The organism is Halorubrum sp. 48-1-W (assembly GCF_003287355.1).
GTDB lineage: Archaea > Halobacteriota > Halobacteria > Halobacteriales > Haloferacaceae > Halorubrum.
In genome coordinates this window covers 64,000-79,974 of record NZ_QMIM01000001.1, presented here as the reverse complement: position 1 = coordinate 79,974, position 15,975 = coordinate 64,000, and the positions used below count along the sequence as shown (strand labels likewise).

Here is a 15,975-nt window from a genome sequence, read left to right as displayed (position 1 = left end):
CGTACTCCAGACCGCGACGGTAACCAGGGCTTTCTCCCACGGATCGGCAGGCACTCGATCACGGATCGGCGGACACCTGATCGGTGTACGTCCGCACGGGGGATCGAGGGCGTGAGCTCCGTTACGAACACCTTAACCGCTGGACTTTTTCACTCTGTTGAACTAATTTTCAACGGTGATATTCGTGCCAACAAATACTTATATAAGGTGAACTTAACGTCTACCAACCAGCAACCGGTCGAGGGGTCGAAAGATCACGCTCGTCCGCTCGAATCGGTGAACAGCTGGGTTCAACCATGAAAGCAAACAACCTGTTCGATGCGGACGACCGCGCTGTGAGTCCCGTTATCGGCGTCATATTGATGGTCGCGATCACCGTCATCCTGGCCGCCGTCATCGGGACGTTCGTGCTCGGACTCGGCGACTCGCTCGGGGACAGTCAGCCGAGTGCGCAAATCGATGTTAGCATTGATGATTCAGATCCTGCCGCTCCCGATTTAGAGATCGAACACGCCGGTGGGGATAGTATTGACTCGGACGCTCTCCGGGTAGTTGTCGACGATCAGAGCTCATCTAATACCTCTGAAAACACTTCGGTGTTCCCAAGCAGATTTGGCGTTGGTGACACAGAAACTGCAGACCTTTCCACGACGGGTTCGGAAGAGCTCCGTGATGTGCGCGTTCGGATCATTCACAAGTCCAGTGATTCGGTGTTAGTGGATCGGACGCTTGAGGTGGATATTGAAGATCTTGACGGTAGCGATCTCACGTTCGACTAATCGTAAGTAGCGATTACCGCCACCGACTTTTTGTTCGCGCCCGATACTGGAATCCGAGAACGAACGTGTTACACAGTTCCTGAATGGTCACAGGATCGAACTCGTCGCGTTCCTCCCGTATATTCTCTTCACTCTCCACCAGGTGCGCGAGTACCGCGTCGATCACGACGCTCATCGGCGGATCGTCATCAGGACCACTCGCCATGAACTCATTCTGTTGGTAGCCAGTTAGTGAACAGAAACTACCACGGTCACCTCACGACCGAGAAATTAAAACGAGACATCTTCGGGAGGCTTTGCGCCGTGTCGATGAAGCTCCGTGTCAAAGGTCACGAGTGTGCCACCGATATGATCTGCCGCCGCGAGCATGATCGCGTCCATCGCCGTCGTATACGTCCCTTCTTGAATCTCATCCGCCTTCTGAATCAGTACGGAACTGTGAGAGACTGGGTCGGTATAGGTTCGGATCGATCCGTGTCGCCGGTGACGATCGCGATGAACACGTTCGAATCGACGAAGAGCTTCATACGTCTTCGCGCGACTCACGAACGGCGTCGACGGGATCGATGTCCGGAGCGTCTTCGACCGCGAGTTCCGCGAGTGCGTCACCGAAGTCCACGTTTTCGTTCGGACCGTCTTCGTCATCGGTTGACCGCCACTCCGTACCCGACATATCGTAACCGATTGGACCGGGACCAATAAACCCCACTACGAGACTAAAAGTGAACTGAGTAGGTCGGCCTGCTCGCCCAGAAGGGGCCTATCGCCACCGGTTGTCTGAAACACCTGGTCGTTGAAGAATGCTAATAGTACGGTTGTTTCGATGGGGATCAGGGTGAGCAGAAGAGGATCGTTACTGGGTGGGTGAATGCGACTGCGAAGAACACCTCCAAAGCCCCAGTCGCTCGGCGATACGTAGTTGCCGACACGGTAAACACCTCCAAAGCCCCAGTCGCGAGGACTCGCGCGGCTCGTTGCGCTCCTCGCTCAGTCGCTCCCGCTCCTTCGCTGCGGTGCTTACATCGCCGTGCTTCGTCCTCGCGACTGCCCCTTTGAGTCCCGCCCCGCACAGCTCCGCAACCGCACCTCACACCTCCCCAGCCTCGCGGCTCGCTTCGCTCGCCGCGTCCCTCGCGGGCGGTTCGCGGGTGCTATCGCACCCGCTCACCGGCGCGCCACCGCTCGGGCGAGCAGTCATCGGTTCACCTGTATTGATCGTGAGTAGAGCCAGATTCTGGAATGCCTGGTCCAGTCGACGTTCACACGGTGAGTAGGCTCAACGACGGTTGGCCACACAGCGGCACTCCCGCGGCTGATCCGGGGGAAGCAGTCGCAACCGAGACACCGGTGTGCGATATCGTCCTGGTCACCGAAAACTGACTAAAAGCGATCTGATACGTGACCGCCACAGTGCTGGCAGGTGCCGGGATCGTCGGAACCGCCGATCTGGCGGTTCATAGCGCATCCCCCGAATGCCGTTTTCGGGCGTTAGAGGGTACTGAAGTCCTCGATAATGGAGACAGTAAAATTTTTGATGGGACCGCTGAGTCGGTGGGAAGTTTCCGATTCATCTGATTTGTGTAACTGGATTTGGTTCATAGATTGATCTCCTCGAAAACGTCGCGACGGTGCTCCATCCGGTTCCGCTCGTCGCTGAAATCGTAGTGTAGTTTCAGGGTCTCCGGCGTCGCGTCGACGCGCTCGCCGACCGCACGGATCGGCGCGCCTTCGTCGCGCATATGCGTCACCGCCCCTGTTCGGATCCGGTGGGGGCTCCTCGCGGACGGACACTTCGACTCGTGACCGTGATCGCGGGCCTCACACGAGCGTTTCTCCCGATCGTGCGGACACGGGCCGTAGTTACACGGATGCGTGATCTGGTAGGTCAACACGCGGACGTAGCTCTTCGAGATCCGTCCCTGATTCGTCGAGAACAACGGTTCCCGACCGCTCTCGTCGACCGCGTGTTCTCGGTTCAAGCGGATGTACGTCTTCAGCACCTCACACACGTCCTCCGAGAGGCTGTTGTGACGGTTCCCGGCCGCTCGATTCTTGAGCGGCGTCCCGCTCGACGGCCGATGTTCGAACTCCAGACTCTGATTCTCCGCGTCGAAATCGTCCACGTCAAGGGCTCGAGCGCCGCTCGTGCGGCATCCAGTAGCCCAAAGCACGGTGAAAAGCGCGTGGTTCCGACTTCCGAACTCATACCGCTCCATGTCGTCGAGGATCTCCCGTGCGCGCTCCGACGAGAGCTTCTCCGTGTTGACTTCCTCGCCCTTCGCCAGGCTCGGCTTCAGCTCCTGAGCGATCTCCGGGAGCCACGGCTCGACTGACCCAACCGCAACCCCGAACTCGAGGAGTTTCTTGATCGTCCCGAACTCGTTTTTCAGCGCCGACGCGCCGAGATCGTCCTCGCGCGAGTACCAGTACTCTTCGAGGTGGCTCCCCCGAAGATCGTTCAGGTTCATCAACGTGGCTTCGGACTCACACCACCGGACGAAGTGGCCGAGCCGGTAGGCGTACGTCGAGATCGTCTCACTCGACGAGTCCTTCTCCCGGTGCCGGAGAAATCGATTCATCCCCTCGCGAGGAGTCAGGGGCCGGCGGTCCGAACGGTCGTTCCACCGGGTGGATTTGTCGATGAGCCCGTCACTCACCGGAATCACCGCCGTCGTCGTCTTCGTCGTCCCCGTCGTCCCCGTCGTCGACCATCGCGATCTGCTCCGCGATCCGTCTCGCGTGTCCGCGTTCGTCGTCGGTCACTGTGATCGCTCCCCGTCGAGATCGCGATCGTAGGGGCCTGCCTGGGTCACGAGCCGGACCCGGTCACGCGCGAGGAGCGCACCCGTCTTCCGGTCGCTAAGCTCCTCGAAAACGCCGTCAACGTCGTCGCTGGCCGCGCACTGCTGACACCAGAAATGGTGATTCGTCGGTTCCCACGAGCGATGCCCGCGGGGGCACACGTACCGCCACCTGTCCTGCCGGTCTTCGATCCGCACGACTTCTTTCGAAACCATCGTCTCGAGCCGACGGACGGGGGTTAAAAAGAGGGAATCCTGACGCGCGGAGTGAAACTGAAAGTGGTCGACTCCGGCGGTTGTGTTGCGGTTCCTCGATCGATCGGGGGCTTCAAACCCCGGCGCGTAGTGTCCGAACATGGCTTTCGTGGCCTAGACACGGAAGCCCACGCGGACCCGCTGTCCTACCAGCGGGGTCCGCTTTTGCGAACGACCGGACCCATCGAGGAGCGACGGGTCCGCGAGAGTGCTTCCGTGATTCTCTCCAAGAAGACCGCCGACTTAACTGTAACCCATCGAATCGTGTAGTAACAAACACGGTAGGCTACTTGAACCGAAGCAAACCGGTATCTGTTATATGGACCCGTATAACGCGGACGTATGCGTCCCCGGGTGGAGTGGATGAATCAGACGGACGATCGGGTCCTCGAACTCCTCGCCGAGTCCGATCTCATCCTCACACCCGCAGTGATAGCGAAAAACCTCGAATACACGCGAAACTGGGTCTCCCGTCGGATCGGGAAACTCGAAGCCGCGGATCTCGTCGAACCGGTCGACGCCGGATACTACCGGATCACCGATCGCGGTCGCGCCTACCTCGCGGGCGAACTCGACTCCGACGATCTCGAATGATCGTCAGACCGGCGTTATTCCGTTTGCTGTGAGACCTGAAGCTCCCTCGCAGCGTCGGCCGAGATCGTGAGTCCGCCAGGGCCGACGGATACCTCGTCGGTCACACACTCCGTGATGAGCCGGTGGAGGTCCTCGAGGTACGACTCGGGACGTTCCTCTTGGATCCGCGTCGTGGCCTTCCCTTCGAGGTGCGCCCCACGGTGGGCGACGTATATCTCGACGAACCGGCGGCGCGTCACGTCCGGGCTGTCCCACACGACGGCGGGCACGGCGGAGAGTCCGGTCTTCGAGCCCTTCGGCGCGCCCATCGCGACGAGACACCGCCCGAGGACCGACGCGTCCGTGGCCGGATAGAGTTCGGTCGCCCGGGAATCGCTGTCGACGTGGCGCGTCTGTGCGTCGACGCCGACCGCTTCGAACGCTTCGGAGATCATAGCGGGACCGATCCGCCGACCGGACGACACGGCCGGAACGAACACGTCGCTGACGCTCCCGCCCGCGAGGACGTGCGCGAGCAGTTCGACGAGCGCAGTTGCCATGTCTCCGTCCGGATCGGGATCGAGCCACCCGTGATCGATCGCGGTCTGGATGCCGCGGACCGGGTCGGGCATCCCGTCGTCGAGCCAACCCCGAACGCGGCTCGGTGGGAGATCGAGGGCGTTCCCGACGCGAGTTCGACCGTGTTTCGGGTGTTCCGCGGCGTACTCCTGTACACGTCGATAGTCGAGGACCTTCTCCCACGGGTCCGGATACTCTCGATCGCTATAGGTCCGGGCGAGAGCTTGTGCCGTGGGTTGCATAGGCATCACTTACACGTCAACTGATTTTAAATTGTTCATCTAATTTTTACTATTGATATTCATGCCAATAACTACATAAGTAAGGCCTACATAGCGGTTAATAACCAGCTAACCGATCGGAACGGAGCGACCGTTCATCGGTGGACCGCTGGGTTCAAACCATGAAACCAAGCAACCTGTTCAACTCCGACGACCGCGCCGTGAGTCCCGTTATTGGGGTCATACTCATGGTCGCGATTACCGTGATTCTGGCCGCCGTCATCGGGACGTTCGTGCTCGGACTCGGCGATTCGCTCGGCGACAGCCAGCCGAGTGCGCAGTTGAGTGTAGACGCGAGTACTAGTGGCGAGGTCGTTCTTGAGCATAACGGTGGAGATCAGATCGATCTATCCGAATTCACAATCGTTGCCGGTGATAATAGCGAAGTGATTTCGAACATCGAAGATGATTCTGATTCGACAATAGATAGCGGCCCTCTTTCCGTTGGAGAATCAGTCATCATGACGTATAGTGATGGTTCGGGGGATTCCGTAGACGAAATTGAAATAATCCATGACCCATCGAACTCGATCATCCTCTCTGAGAACGTTGATATCGAAAATCATGATGGGTGGACCACACCATAGGATAATTAATTAATAAACATACCGTATTTAGCGCCATCGACTTTCTACTCGCGTCCTGTACCGCAACCCAAGCACGTCGGTGTTAAACTGCTGGATCGTCGCTGGATCGAGTTTATCCCGGGCGTCGCGGATGTTCTCCTCGCTCTCGATGAGATGCGCGAGTGCCGCGTCGATCACGACGCTCATCGGCGGGTCGTCTTCGGGGCCGTTCGCCACGATCTCGCTCGCCTTTTCGAGCTGGTGCTCCCGTTCGTCGGAGAGTTTCAAGCTGGTTCGACGGCTCATTCATATACCTCCGTATGTACGGGGGTCGCGATCCCGCCGATCTTGGGTGACTGAACCCGTCCACGTTGAAGTGGTACCGACCGATCGACCGCTATCGCGACGACGCCCACCCGCAACCCAATCGATTTCTATGTACTTCGACAGTCCTCGAGGACCATCGAAGTACATAGATCGCGGTTCGTGAATACATCCACGTCGAACCCCACGGGGTCGGCTCGAGAACCCCCTTCCGGCGGGTTTCACGCTCGCCCCACGAGTTCGATCAACGACGGGACTTCCCCGTCCTCCGGGAACCGCACGAGGTACGCGCGCCTGCCGACGCGCTGGGTGTGCGCGTCAGCTTCCTTGATCGATCCGTCCTCGGCGACTAATCCGTCTAGCTGGAGGTGCTGTTTGTCGATCGTTACGGTTCCGCTACCGTCGCGGTCGACGAGACTTTTGAAGCCCATCGACCCGTCCGGGCACGGTGGTTCACTTAAAGATACCTCAAAGTGACACCTGACGGTGACACACCGTACTGATTGCGCGATTATATGGGGGTCACCGTGACCGTCCCGTCCGCATGGCAAAAATGGAAATGGACGCTATCGACGCATCACTACTCGTCGCCGGTCTCGCGAGCGCCTTCATGCTCGTCGGGGTCGCGACGTTCCAACTGTTCGATGTCTCGTTCTCCGAGACCCTCTTTGAGCCGGCCGGATTCGGGCTCTCGACGGCGTGGGTCATCGGCTACGCGAGCATCGTCGGAACGATCATCACCAACGACAACACCGAGTTTTCGACCCTCTCGGACGACATTCAGGGGTTACAGGGGTACTACATGGCGGCCGCGATCGGGACGCTCGCGCTTCCCGTCGCGTTCGTCGTGTCGCCGGCCGTGTCGGACTTCTTCACGTCGGCGGACCTGTGGGGGCTCGTCTACGTCGTGAGCGTTACGAGCGGGCAGTTCGCCCTGGGGTGGATGCTATGAGTTCCATCTGGGACGGGGAAGACACGATCGCGGGCATCATCTGGATCGCTACCTCCATCGGCGCCGTGAATTGGGGGCTCCTCGAGTTCGCCGACTACAACGCGGTGGCGGAGGTCGGGACGGCGCTCGGCTCGCCGACCGTCGAGACCGCGATCTACGCGACGGTCGCGGTCGCCGGCGCGATCACGCTCGCCGACCACCTCGGCGTGTACGACGTGACGGATGTGGTCGACTCGGTTCGTGGGGACAGCTAATGAACCGCAACACAAGCAAAATCGGCGGTATCCTGCTGGCGGCGTTCGTCCTGATCTCCGGGATCGGGCTCGGCGTCGGCGGGGTGGCGGCACAGGAGGCCGACGATCCGATGGTCTTCGTCGACGACTCGACGACGATCTCCAACTCCACCGAGTCGGTGTACGTCGACGTGACCGGCGCGGACGACATGAGCGGGAACGGCCCGATCGACGTGGACGTGACCGTGGAAGGGCTCGAGGAAGGTCAAGACGCCGGGAACGGGACCGAACTAGACACGGCGACCCTCTCGGTTGCGGCCGGCGCGACGGAATCGTACAGCTACGACGTGACGGACACGGACGTGTCTGACTACGACTCGGTTCACGTCACGGCGGAAGTGACGACCGACGGCGACGAGGAACACATCGCGTCGACGGATTGGGGGCTCCTCGAGCGCACCTCGGGCGGGGGCGGCGGGCTCCTTGACGACTCGAGCGGGAACCTCCCGATCGTCGGCGTCCTCGTCGTGGCGGGGGCGGTGTTGCTCCTGACTCGTGAGGACTAGCGTATGACCGCAACACAACCTACGAAACGCCGATACTCGCGCCGGGGGGTAATGAGAAAGACCGCGCTCGGGATCGGCGCGTTCGCCGGCGCGGGCGCGATCGGGTCGTCGACGGCGGTAGCACAGTCGGAAGAAGATGTTTTGAAGACGGGGGCGATCTATGCGTTAGGCGGACCGGCCGCGGCCGCGGTCGCGGCGTACGGCTACATCGTCGACGGCCCTGACGATTCCGAAGTGGCCGACTCGCTGGAGTGGCAAGTTCACGTCGACGAGTTCACTCGCGCTCGCGAGGACGAGCTGATGCTCGATCAAACGCTGGCGTCCCTCAGACGGGACGTTCAACTAGTCGAGAACAAAGCCCGAGAAGAGGCCATCTTCCGAATCTACGAGCAGGCCGTAGATTCTGGTGACGAAGCTGACGCAACAGCAGCAGCGGAGGAGGCGATAAATGAATCCTTCTCAACCGTCCAAAAGGGGATCCTCGACTCATGGAGTATTCGTTACCTCCGAGCCTCGACTGTCTGGACAACCTTCGATAGTTCCGACCAGTGGGATCTCGACGATATGTATAGTAATGTCATCAATATCTGGAACACCAGAGACGATGACAAAGGGGGAAATTCTGTGGGTATGAATGGCCTCAAAGGAGGCACACAGTCTACCAGCTTATACGATGGTACCTCGTTCGAATACAACGGTGTAATCGAACAAGACGGGGACTACTACCATATCATGGACCCTGTCGATTATCAAAGCGCGTACGATAGTGCTGGTTCGGCAGGAAAACGGGTAGACACTTTTCGAATCAAGAAACCCGATACTGCCGATTACGACTCTGTTGATGAAGATGATGCCCTCGACATTGATGATTCAAATGTCGACCTCATCAACTGCTGGCAGTGGGCCGAGATCTACCAAGATCTCGATGACGAACACACCGCTGTGATGGATGAAGTATCGAGCATGGTCGATACCTACTTCCAAGACGCCCAAGACGGAGAGATCGATTTGGCCGAGATGGTCGGCCCGAAGCACCTCTCTGACACCGCGTCGACTGCGAAGGACTTCCAAGAGTCGACGATGGCCCTGCGGTCGATGGGGTTCAAGATCGCCGAGCAGTCGTCTGTTCTATCCGTCGACGTCGATGGAGAGAAATCAGAATACGACGGACGGCTTGCTCGGACGAGTGACGAGCCGGATCCGCTCCCTGTCGGACAAGAGATCGATCCAGAGCTAGTGCCCGGATCGATATACGCCGCGATCAACGTCGAGGACTCGGACGGGAACCTCACGGGCGAGATCGCCGAGATCACAAACACGTTCGAGATCGTCGAGGCGGAAGGCGGGGCTTCGGAAGTCTCCTTCGAGAGCCGGCAACTCGCCGAATCCGACACGTCGAGCGAGGATATAGAACAAATTTTCAAAGAAAACTTTGGGGCAAACGAGGACGCGAAAAACAACGTCTACGACACCGCCACCGGCGGTGGAGGAGCCGGGGGAGCCGGCGGGTTCCTAGACGGCGATCAGGACTGGGGAACGATCGCGCTCGGAGCCGGTGCGGCCGCGATCGGTTGGGGCTACCTCACCGGGGGGGACGACTAGATGGCCGTGACCCCCATCGGGATCGCGATCGACGCGATCACCCGGACGATCGGACCGATCGGACAGATCGCTTTCGTCGCGATCGCCGCGTTCGCACTCGCCGCGTTCCTCGGATACGATCCGGTCGCGATCGCGGAGTCGTGGATCCAGACACAGATCCGCGGTATCGTGGGGGTCTGATGGTCCGCATCCTGATTTTTTGTGTTGCGGTTTCGATACTGGCTTGTGTTGCGGTCGGGGGTGCGGCGGCGACCGGGACGGGTCCGGGGATCGAAGTGAACACGACGGCGGACGCGCCGGAGCCGGAGACGTACGCCCAGGAGATCGACGCGGATACACAGCTCGTCGAGTGGAGTTACAACGACGAGCGGGAAGGCTTCGAGTTGCGCTTTGAAACGAACTCGTCGACGCGGATCACTCTCACCGAGGCGGTCCAGTTCTCCGAGGGAGCCGGGTCCGGACGGATCTATCAGCAACGACTCCCGAAGGGAACGAGCGACGTCTTCGTGAAGGTCCCGCGCCGAGGCGGGCAGTCAGCCGTGACCATGACCACGCCGGCGTCGATCGAGGAGAACAGATACAGCTACGTGTCGACCGGGCAGACGACGCCGGACCGCCCGCCGATCACCTACGGCCGGGTTCAGCTCATCGTCCTCCTGACGGCGATGGGATCGGCCGGGATGGCGTTCGGGATCGTCAAGCGTCGACGCGAGGACGAACAGCGGGATTGGAGGCGGGTCCTGTGATCGCCGGTCTCGTCGAGTGGGTCCGTGAGAACACGCGGATCGTCGTGGGGGTCGGACTCTTGTACGTCGGCGCGGCGCACACGGGACGGATCACCCCTGTGTGGGAGATCCCCGGCTTCGGGATCGTCGTGATGGCGGGCGTCGTCGTGGCGATCGCGGGATACATCGCCGGCGGAGCGATCGACGGGCTACTCCCGGAGGACGAGGGGATCTACGTCGTCGCGTTCGAGTCGAGTGAAGAGACCGGCGGCGAGATCTACGAGCTGTCCGAGGACCAGTTCAACGCGATGGACGTCCACGCCGGGACGCTCTTCGAGTGGCCGACCGCGAAGCGCGTCTACGAGGTGAAGGAGTACCGCCCCGAGGAGAACGTGGCCGTAGCGAACTGGCGGGAGTCGGTCGCCGGGAGCCAGCTCGCCGGCGACGCCCTGGTGGTCGACGCGATGGACCAGATCGCCGAACTCCGAGACGAGTTCGAGCCCGAGGCAAGGAAGTCCCGCCGGCTCCAGCGTCGGATCCGGTCGATCGTCCGGCGGCTCGACCGCCGCCGCATGATGGACCAGCAGGAGATCCTCGATCCGACCACGACGCCGTCGTTCGGCGACGACGATGCCACCGTGTCCGCGGTCGTCGAGGAGGAACTGCCGGAGGACCTCAAGCCGGAGTCGATGAAGGCCGGCGACGGTCCCGCCGCGGAGACGAACGGACACGGCGAGACGATCGGCTTCGAGCTGTTGGACGAAGCCGAGGCGCTATCGATGGAGGACGCCAACTGATGGGAAACGACAAGACGGGAGCGTACGCGGCGGCCGAACTGGGATCGAAGCTCCGGGGCGAGGATCCGGGCGAGAATGTTCGATCGTTCGCCGGACTCGTCGACGACCGGCAGACGCTCGCGCTTCTCAACTATTACGACGGGCTGATAGACGACTCGATCGAGGAGACGGAGATCGGTCGTCTCATCGTCCAGAACGCGGCGACCCGGACGATCGACGAGGCGGTTCGACACGGCTCGGTGTCGCAGATGAAATCCGCGACCGGGCTCACGGGTCAGGAACGCGACGGCGGCGACCTGTACGCCGACGCGGCGGGCGAACTCACGCACGAGGGCGCGATCGGGCTTGTGTTTGGGTCCCCCGGCTCCGGGAAGACCGCGACCACGCTCGACGTGGCGCAGGCGTGGAAGGTTCGAACCGGCGGGTCGCTCATCGGAAACACGTCGTGGGACGGCTACGACCGCGTCGTGCGCTCCGACCGGGAGATGCTCGAAGCGATGGCGAACATCGAGGGGCCGGTGCTCGCGGTCCTCGACGAGATCGCGCAGGAACTCTCCGGGTTCGGGAGCGGGAACAAGGCCGCCGAGCAGTTCTCGGACTCCCTGCTTTTCATCCGGAAAAAGGAGGCGGAGCACGGCCCGCACCCGAAGCGCGGATCGGTCCTTCTCGTCGGGCACACCCGGACGAAGACGGCGAAGTCGATCCGCCGGGTCGCGTCGTTCGCGATCAACAAGCCGAGCCGGAGCGATCCCGGGCTCGCCCGGCTGCTCGAAAGCGAGGGCGGGAAAGACGAGTTCACCGAGGCGGGCGACTACAAGGGCCTGACGGACACCGCCGAGAACTACCCGGAACACGAGGCATCCGAGTTCAGCATCGAGATGGATGACGACGAGGACGGCGAGAGCGGCGGTCAGACGCCCGAGGAGCTACGGAAGGACGAACACATCAAGACCGCCATCAAAGCCGCCGAACGCGGGATGAAGTACGACGACGCCGCCGGGCTGGTTCCGTACGGCGAGGACTGGGTCGGCAAAGTGTTTCGAGATTGGAGAGACAATAATCGGTACACGGAGTTGGTGCCAAAGCAAACGTCTCCGGCTGATGACTAATCCGATGACGGACACCCACCCGGCGCATACCTTATTTTATACGCGGGCGATCTGCGGGGGGCCCGGCCGCGATCGCGGCGGGGGGATCGCCGGGATCGATCGATCGACTCGCGAGCGAGATCGGCCGGGGGTTCGGCGACACAAACCCAAACGGATCCGGCCATGAGCTACGATCCGGCGATCGTCGGTCGGTACGGGAAGCTCGTCGAGCTGTGGGCGACGGATCGATACCCTCTCACGCTTGACTACCCGGTCGTGGACGGGCTCAAGTTCGACGCGACAGACGAGAAGGGCCGTCCGTGGGACGTGAAGGGTTCCATGGTCAACGGGGTGCGACCGACGTTCAAGTTCTGGGAGGACCAGCACGCGACGCTGGCGGACGCTGACGGCGGCTACGCGCTCGTGTGGTACCGAGCCGAGGGTCGAGAGATAACCGTAGTGTCGTCGCGCACGGTCCGCGCTCGGGACTTAGAGATCACGAACTGGACGAATCCAGGAGAGACGCATTATCGGAGTCACTCACGAGAGGCACAGATTTCTTCGAGTCGGCTACATCGGATAGATGTCTCCAGATACGGGTCTAACAGACAGTCAATATAAAAATGACAAAGTAAAATATCAGAGATGTTCTGAATATAGAAGTATAACACAGATCTGTGGGTACTTCTAGTCCATCATAAGCTTGAGGCTGACAATTTCATATAAGAGACCTCGATATAATTCGTTTAGAAGTTCATCTTGCTGTTCAACACCACCAGCATCAAGAATCGCTTTATCCAACTCTCGTCGAGATTGGAATCCACCCCCGAGAATCTCCGTTAGACCATCATAAGCTTCCTCAATGTCGTTTAATTGTTCCTCGCTCAACTCAGACGGATCCGTATTGAGGGCCAACTGTTGATATATTGATGGTGCCTCGGCGTTCTTCACGTCATCAAATGTACTGGTGATTCGCTCACGGTCTTCCTCATTTAGTGAGCTTAAGCGTGGCACTCGATATTCTTTAACAATGTACCTGTACCACGTCAGCCAAGCTCCTCGCGTTTCGACGCGATATAAGAACGACTGTAACCAGCCGAAAGTTGAGTTAAACCATGCGGCTAAGATCTTTCCTTCTTGCCGGGTTGCGTTTGGAAGCACCCACAATAGCTCGTTGAATAAACGATTTTCTTCGGAATAGTAGGCAAGGTGATGCGTACCTGGTGCCGTTAAATCTACACGACGGACGAGAGCAACGTGACCTCTTCGCTTATGAACCCGATCCGACCATTTGTAGTGTATGCTGTCTTCATCTGTCAACTCCAGGTATCTCTCTGCTCCGTCCCAATTATCATTTAGCACTACATATTCAAGACTGTCTGACAGGTCCATCTCTTTCTGACCTGCGTACCGACGGAGATTGGGTGCAACATCTTCACGGGGAATTGTAAACGTCTCATCAGTATGCCGATGTCGAGCGACAACGTGATCTGACGACTTCTCTTCTAGAACAAATAGATCCCGTTCACCAAATGTGTGAGCGGCCGGGTCGTTTAGAGAACATTCTGGATGAACATGCATTATGCCGTCCGCGTTGCTTCCGATTCCGCGGATCAAGCCGACATCGAGTGATTCAAGATTGGTTAGTTCAAATCCGTTTGCTAGCTTCTCCCAACACGTGTTTAACTCACGGTTTGTCAGCAGGAATGGCGCAAACAGATTATTCACGTTCAGGCTCTCCAACGAGATCTTCTGGAGGGTGAAGTTATTCCCATTGTAGGAATTTCCGGTCTCAGTTGTCTCCGCTAGAGTTTGAATTTCGTCGATGTCGATATCGAGACCATCGTGAGAGACGAATGCTGTACCGGAGTCGCTATCGTGAGTATTGTCTTTGCGGGCAATAATGAGTACTTCGCGAAGGTCTGTGTCCTCACTATAATTCGGTTCATCTTCCCTAGCAAAGACGTACTCTACATCGTACTCGTTGACGAGCATTTGTCGCACTCCATTGTCGCTTTTTTTATTGAGGACTGTAGCTGGAACTACCGCTGCGATGCGGCCTCCTTCTTCCAAGAACTTGTCCGCAAGGAAAAAGAAATAACTACAATACGACATTTTTCCATGTAAATGTCCTTTCTGATCTCGCCGGTCAAACCTCGTTTTTAGTTTGTTTTTATAGTCTGGACTGAACCGAGCTACTGACTCTCCTCTAGTGAACGGCGGATTCATAATTACGAGGTCTTTAGTTGTGAGCTCCATCGTTGACCCCAGTTCAGCATCAAGCGTTGTACTCCCCGCTTCGATCTTTTCCTCAGAAATGTCGGGTGATTGGCCTGAAGAATAGTCGCCAAGCCCACGTTGTTCACTACTTTCTGGCAGAACAAATGACAAAGGATTAACACTCAGTCCAGGTCGAAGTTCTGTGCTATCGGCGATACCAATATTCACTTCGTCTGTTTCGTAGATAGGTGCCTGTAAAGCAAGGTGAATACATGACAGATGGGCGGCAAAGGGCATCACATCGATACCCGTCAAGTCATTTGTTATAAATTGATCATGGACTTCAGCGTTGAATTCGGTAGATAACAATTCCTTCTTTCTCAAGTAGGATGAAGCGAGAAGTGTCCCGCTACCGCACGCAGGATCGATAACACGACTGTCAGCACTGTCAATGGCGAGATGGGTAAGGATATCAGCTGCTTCGTTTTTCGTATAGTATGCGGCAACCTTTTTTCTAGCTTCTTTTGGAATAAGTTCGTGGAAGACCTTCCCAAGGACATCGTGATTGATTCGTTCAGGGCTGACACCGTTGATACTCTTGATGGTATCTCTAAGAACGTCAAGTGAGGACTGAGGAAGGTCATCATGAATCTCGAATTGGAAGACAGGAGTGTAGTCCTTTTCTAGAACCCTCTCAAAGTAATCAGAAAGATCACGCGGGGAGTCCAATTCATCTGCGTCTAATTCGGGAAATTGTTCGAAATTCGAACTCAGAACACGATAGAACGTGATCTGGTTGATAAGCAGGAATCCTGCCGTTTCCCGTGCAGCCTCGGCTTCTTCCTCATCCGTAGTAGATGCTCCGAGAACATTACGAAACAGGTTCTCTTCAGGAGCAGACTGAAGTTCTTCATTAAGACGTCGAGCCATCTGCCGGAGTACATCTACGACTTGATCTGTGTCCGCTTCAGCTTCCCTGCGTTCCTCAGTATTTTCTTTTATCCACTGTGGAATCTCTTCCAACGTGAGTGTCGCCATGTCGGTGGTTTCGTCTCGCCGGAGAAACGCACAATTATACTTGTAGTCAGCAAGCGAAGACTCGGTTATATCGCCGGTTAACCCACGTTGGATGCCTTCCTGTTTCAGTTTATCAGGGTAGGATATGAGAAACGATCCAGATGCGCCTGGAAGCTGGCCGTAGTCTCGAGCTTCGCCGAATCCTTGCCACTTACTGGATTCCCACTTCGCTTCACCCCAGAACACACCTCCACTCTTGATCTCCCAATCAGGCTGGCTTCGACCGCTGGGATACGTGTCAGAGATTTGGGTGAGGGCTCGGATACCCTCATCGCGGAGGTATCCCGCTAGAAGGTCCGTGATTGTATCCTCGGTGACAGACATCGTTATAATCAGTTTGTGACACCAACCAATATAAACGCTTGTCACCAGCAAAATTCAACTCGGAGTTGCGGAGACGGTGTGGTACCTTAGCTTGTGTGGCCTTAGCCACACCCCTAACACGCGACCGACCCCCCGGAGTCGGTTCGAGCCCGGCGGTCGACGTCTCCGGACGAGATCGTGCTTGTGTTGCGGTCGCGATCGACACCGCTCGAGGAGTCGATCCCGGTCGAACC

Annotated in this window: 20 protein-coding genes and 1 pseudogene; 12 read left to right on the top strand and 9 right to left on the bottom strand. The window is 58.3% G+C overall.

The window, feature by feature from the left end:
* The first annotated feature begins 296 nt into the window (after window positions 1-296).
* Window positions 297-779: a type IV pilin gene (locus DQW50_RS00495; RefSeq protein ID WP_112077376.1), complete on the top strand. Its 483-nt coding sequence runs from the start codon at window positions 297-299 to the stop codon at window positions 777-779.
* A gap of 13 nt (window positions 780-792) precedes the next feature.
* Here DQW50_RS00495 and DQW50_RS00490 read toward each other — a convergent pair whose 3' ends face one another.
* The 5 genes and pseudogenes from DQW50_RS00490 to DQW50_RS00475 all read right to left on the bottom strand — a co-directional run bounded on the left by DQW50_RS00490 (window position 793) and on the right by DQW50_RS00475 (window position 3,796).
* Window positions 793-954, bottom strand: coding sequence for a hypothetical protein (locus DQW50_RS00490; RefSeq protein ID WP_241964286.1), 162 nt, complete (start codon window positions 952-954; stop codon window positions 793-795).
* A 348-nt stretch (window positions 955-1,302) separates the two neighbouring features.
* Entirely contained in the window at window positions 1,303-1,452 is a 150-nt protein-coding gene (locus tag DQW50_RS17750; protein WP_157964825.1) for a hypothetical protein, read from the bottom strand.
* Between the two features lie 521 nt (window positions 1,453-1,973).
* Window positions 1,974-2,237: pseudogene (locus DQW50_RS18755) on the bottom strand (hypothetical protein).
* A 137-nt stretch (window positions 2,238-2,374) separates the two neighbouring features.
* Window positions 2,375-3,436, bottom strand: coding sequence for a site-specific integrase (locus tag DQW50_RS00480; protein WP_112077374.1), 1,062 nt, complete (start codon window positions 3,434-3,436; stop codon window positions 2,375-2,377).
* 102 nt (window positions 3,437-3,538) lie between these two features.
* Window positions 3,539-3,796 carry a hypothetical protein gene (locus DQW50_RS00475; protein ID WP_112077373.1) on the bottom strand — a complete coding sequence of 86 codons (258 nt, stop codon included), beginning with the start codon at window positions 3,794-3,796 and terminating at the stop codon, window positions 3,539-3,541.
* Between the two features lie 381 nt (window positions 3,797-4,177).
* Between DQW50_RS00475 and DQW50_RS00470 the strand changes: the two genes are divergently transcribed.
* Window positions 4,178-4,429, top strand: coding sequence for a MarR family transcriptional regulator (locus tag DQW50_RS00470; RefSeq protein ID WP_112077372.1), 252 nt, complete (start codon window positions 4,178-4,180; stop codon window positions 4,427-4,429).
* Window positions 4,430-4,443: 14 nt separating this feature from the next.
* On the opposite strand, the gene DQW50_RS00465 is transcribed toward DQW50_RS00470, so the two are convergent.
* The gene (locus DQW50_RS00465) at window positions 4,444-5,229 is read right to left on the bottom strand and encodes a hypothetical protein (protein ID WP_112077371.1); all 786 of its coding nucleotides are present in this window, start codon (window positions 5,227-5,229) and stop codon (window positions 4,444-4,446) included.
* Window positions 5,230-5,390: 161 nt separating this feature from the next.
* On the opposite strand from DQW50_RS00465, the gene DQW50_RS00460 reads away from it, so the two are divergent.
* Window positions 5,391-5,855 (top strand): type IV pilin, encoded by a 465-nt coding sequence (locus DQW50_RS00460; RefSeq protein ID WP_112077370.1) that lies wholly within the window; start codon window positions 5,391-5,393, stop codon window positions 5,853-5,855.
* Window positions 5,856-5,882: 27 nt separating this feature from the next.
* Here DQW50_RS00460 and DQW50_RS00455 read toward each other — a convergent pair whose 3' ends face one another.
* Both DQW50_RS00455 and DQW50_RS00450 read right to left on the bottom strand, forming a co-directional pair.
* Window positions 5,883-6,140, bottom strand: coding sequence for a hypothetical protein (locus DQW50_RS00455; RefSeq protein WP_112077369.1), 258 nt, complete (start codon window positions 6,138-6,140; stop codon window positions 5,883-5,885).
* A gap of 239 nt (window positions 6,141-6,379) precedes the next feature.
* A complete protein-coding gene (locus DQW50_RS00450) occupies window positions 6,380-6,589 on the bottom strand; it encodes a hypothetical protein (RefSeq protein ID WP_112077368.1) in 210 nt (69 codons plus the stop codon).
* 113 nt (window positions 6,590-6,702) lie between these two features.
* Here DQW50_RS00450 and DQW50_RS00445 point away from each other — a divergent pair, with 113 nt between their 5' ends.
* The 9 genes from DQW50_RS00445 to DQW50_RS00405 all read left to right on the top strand — a co-directional run bounded on the left by DQW50_RS00445 (window position 6,703) and on the right by DQW50_RS00405 (window position 12,742).
* Complete coding sequence (locus DQW50_RS00445) at window positions 6,703-7,110, top strand: hypothetical protein (protein WP_112077367.1); 408 nt, start codon at window positions 6,703-6,705, stop codon at window positions 7,108-7,110.
* A complete protein-coding gene (locus DQW50_RS00440; RefSeq protein ID WP_112077366.1) occupies window positions 7,107-7,364 on the top strand; it encodes a DUF378 domain-containing protein in 258 nt (85 codons plus the stop codon). Before DQW50_RS00445 ends, DQW50_RS00440 begins: the two co-directional genes overlap by 4 nt.
* Entirely contained in the window at window positions 7,364-7,909 is a 546-nt protein-coding gene (locus DQW50_RS00435; protein WP_112077365.1) for a hypothetical protein, read from the top strand. Before DQW50_RS00440 ends, DQW50_RS00435 begins: the two co-directional genes overlap by 1 nt.
* Window positions 7,910-7,960: 51 nt before the next feature.
* On the top strand, window positions 7,961-9,511 hold the full coding sequence (locus DQW50_RS00430; protein ID WP_112077364.1) for a hypothetical protein: 1,551 nt from the start codon (window positions 7,961-7,963) through the stop codon (window positions 9,509-9,511).
* Window positions 9,512-9,691 carry a hypothetical protein gene (locus DQW50_RS00425; RefSeq protein ID WP_112077363.1) on the top strand — a complete coding sequence of 60 codons (180 nt, stop codon included), beginning with the start codon at window positions 9,512-9,514 and terminating at the stop codon, window positions 9,689-9,691. It abuts the gene before it with no gap.
* Complete coding sequence (locus DQW50_RS00420) at window positions 9,691-10,257, top strand: hypothetical protein (RefSeq protein ID WP_112077362.1); 567 nt, start codon at window positions 9,691-9,693, stop codon at window positions 10,255-10,257. The genes DQW50_RS00425 and DQW50_RS00420 overlap by 1 nt, the downstream gene beginning before the upstream one ends.
* On the top strand, window positions 10,254-11,033 hold the full coding sequence (locus DQW50_RS00415) for a hypothetical protein (protein ID WP_241964285.1): 780 nt from the start codon (window positions 10,254-10,256) through the stop codon (window positions 11,031-11,033). The genes DQW50_RS00420 and DQW50_RS00415 overlap by 4 nt, the downstream gene beginning before the upstream one ends.
* Window positions 11,033-12,142: a hypothetical protein gene (locus DQW50_RS00410; RefSeq protein WP_112077361.1), complete on the top strand. Its 1,110-nt coding sequence runs from the start codon at window positions 11,033-11,035 to the stop codon at window positions 12,140-12,142. The genes DQW50_RS00415 and DQW50_RS00410 overlap by 1 nt, the downstream gene beginning before the upstream one ends.
* 162 nt (window positions 12,143-12,304) lie before the next feature.
* Window positions 12,305-12,742, top strand: a complete 438-nt coding sequence (locus tag DQW50_RS00405; protein WP_112077360.1) for a hypothetical protein — start codon at window positions 12,305-12,307, stop codon at window positions 12,740-12,742.
* Window positions 12,743-12,808: 66 nt separating this feature from the next.
* Here the strand turns inward: DQW50_RS00405 and DQW50_RS00400 are convergent, their stop codons facing one another.
* Window positions 12,809-15,742, bottom strand: coding sequence for a class I SAM-dependent DNA methyltransferase (locus tag DQW50_RS00400; RefSeq protein WP_112077359.1), 2,934 nt, complete (start codon window positions 15,740-15,742; stop codon window positions 12,809-12,811).
* Between the last annotated feature and the right edge of the window lie 233 nt (window positions 15,743-15,975).

What these genes read in the sequence shown, in the direction of transcription:
- DQW50_RS00495 (WP_112077376.1), top strand. Translation starts at nt 297, where the DNA reads ATGAAAGCAAACAACCTGTTCGATGCGGACGACCGCGCTGTGAGTCCC.
- DQW50_RS00490 (WP_241964286.1), bottom strand. Translation starts at nt 954, where the DNA reads ATGAGCGTCGTGATCGACGCGGTACTCGCGCACCTGGTGGAGAGTGAA.
- DQW50_RS17750 (WP_157964825.1), bottom strand. Translation starts at nt 1,452, where the DNA reads ATGTCGGGTACGGAGTGGCGGTCAACCGATGACGAAGACGGTCCGAAC.
- DQW50_RS00475 (WP_112077373.1), bottom strand. Translation starts at nt 3,796, where the DNA reads ATGGTTTCGAAAGAAGTCGTGCGGATCGAAGACCGGCAGGACAGGTGG.
- DQW50_RS00470 (WP_112077372.1), top strand. Translation starts at nt 4,178, where the DNA reads ATGCGTCCCCGGGTGGAGTGGATGAATCAGACGGACGATCGGGTCCTC.
- DQW50_RS00465 (WP_112077371.1), bottom strand. Translation starts at nt 5,229, where the DNA reads ATGCAACCCACGGCACAAGCTCTCGCCCGGACCTATAGCGATCGAGAG.
- DQW50_RS00460 (WP_112077370.1), top strand. Translation starts at nt 5,391, where the DNA reads ATGAAACCAAGCAACCTGTTCAACTCCGACGACCGCGCCGTGAGTCCC.
- DQW50_RS00455 (WP_112077369.1), bottom strand. Translation starts at nt 6,140, where the DNA reads ATGAGCCGTCGAACCAGCTTGAAACTCTCCGACGAACGGGAGCACCAG.
- DQW50_RS00450 (WP_112077368.1), bottom strand. Translation starts at nt 6,589, where the DNA reads ATGGGCTTCAAAAGTCTCGTCGACCGCGACGGTAGCGGAACCGTAACG.
- DQW50_RS00445 (WP_112077367.1), top strand. Translation starts at nt 6,703, where the DNA reads ATGGCAAAAATGGAAATGGACGCTATCGACGCATCACTACTCGTCGCC.
- DQW50_RS00440 (WP_112077366.1), top strand. Translation starts at nt 7,107, where the DNA reads ATGAGTTCCATCTGGGACGGGGAAGACACGATCGCGGGCATCATCTGG.
- DQW50_RS00435 (WP_112077365.1), top strand. Translation starts at nt 7,364, where the DNA reads ATGAACCGCAACACAAGCAAAATCGGCGGTATCCTGCTGGCGGCGTTC.
- DQW50_RS00430 (WP_112077364.1), top strand. Translation starts at nt 7,961, where the DNA reads ATGAGAAAGACCGCGCTCGGGATCGGCGCGTTCGCCGGCGCGGGCGCG.
- DQW50_RS00425 (WP_112077363.1), top strand. Translation starts at nt 9,512, where the DNA reads ATGGCCGTGACCCCCATCGGGATCGCGATCGACGCGATCACCCGGACG.
- DQW50_RS00420 (WP_112077362.1), top strand. Translation starts at nt 9,691, where the DNA reads ATGGTCCGCATCCTGATTTTTTGTGTTGCGGTTTCGATACTGGCTTGT.
- DQW50_RS00410 (WP_112077361.1), top strand. Translation starts at nt 11,033, where the DNA reads ATGGGAAACGACAAGACGGGAGCGTACGCGGCGGCCGAACTGGGATCG.
- DQW50_RS00405 (WP_112077360.1), top strand. Translation starts at nt 12,305, where the DNA reads ATGAGCTACGATCCGGCGATCGTCGGTCGGTACGGGAAGCTCGTCGAG.
- DQW50_RS00400 (WP_112077359.1), bottom strand. Translation starts at nt 15,742, where the DNA reads ATGTCTGTCACCGAGGATACAATCACGGACCTTCTAGCGGGATACCTC.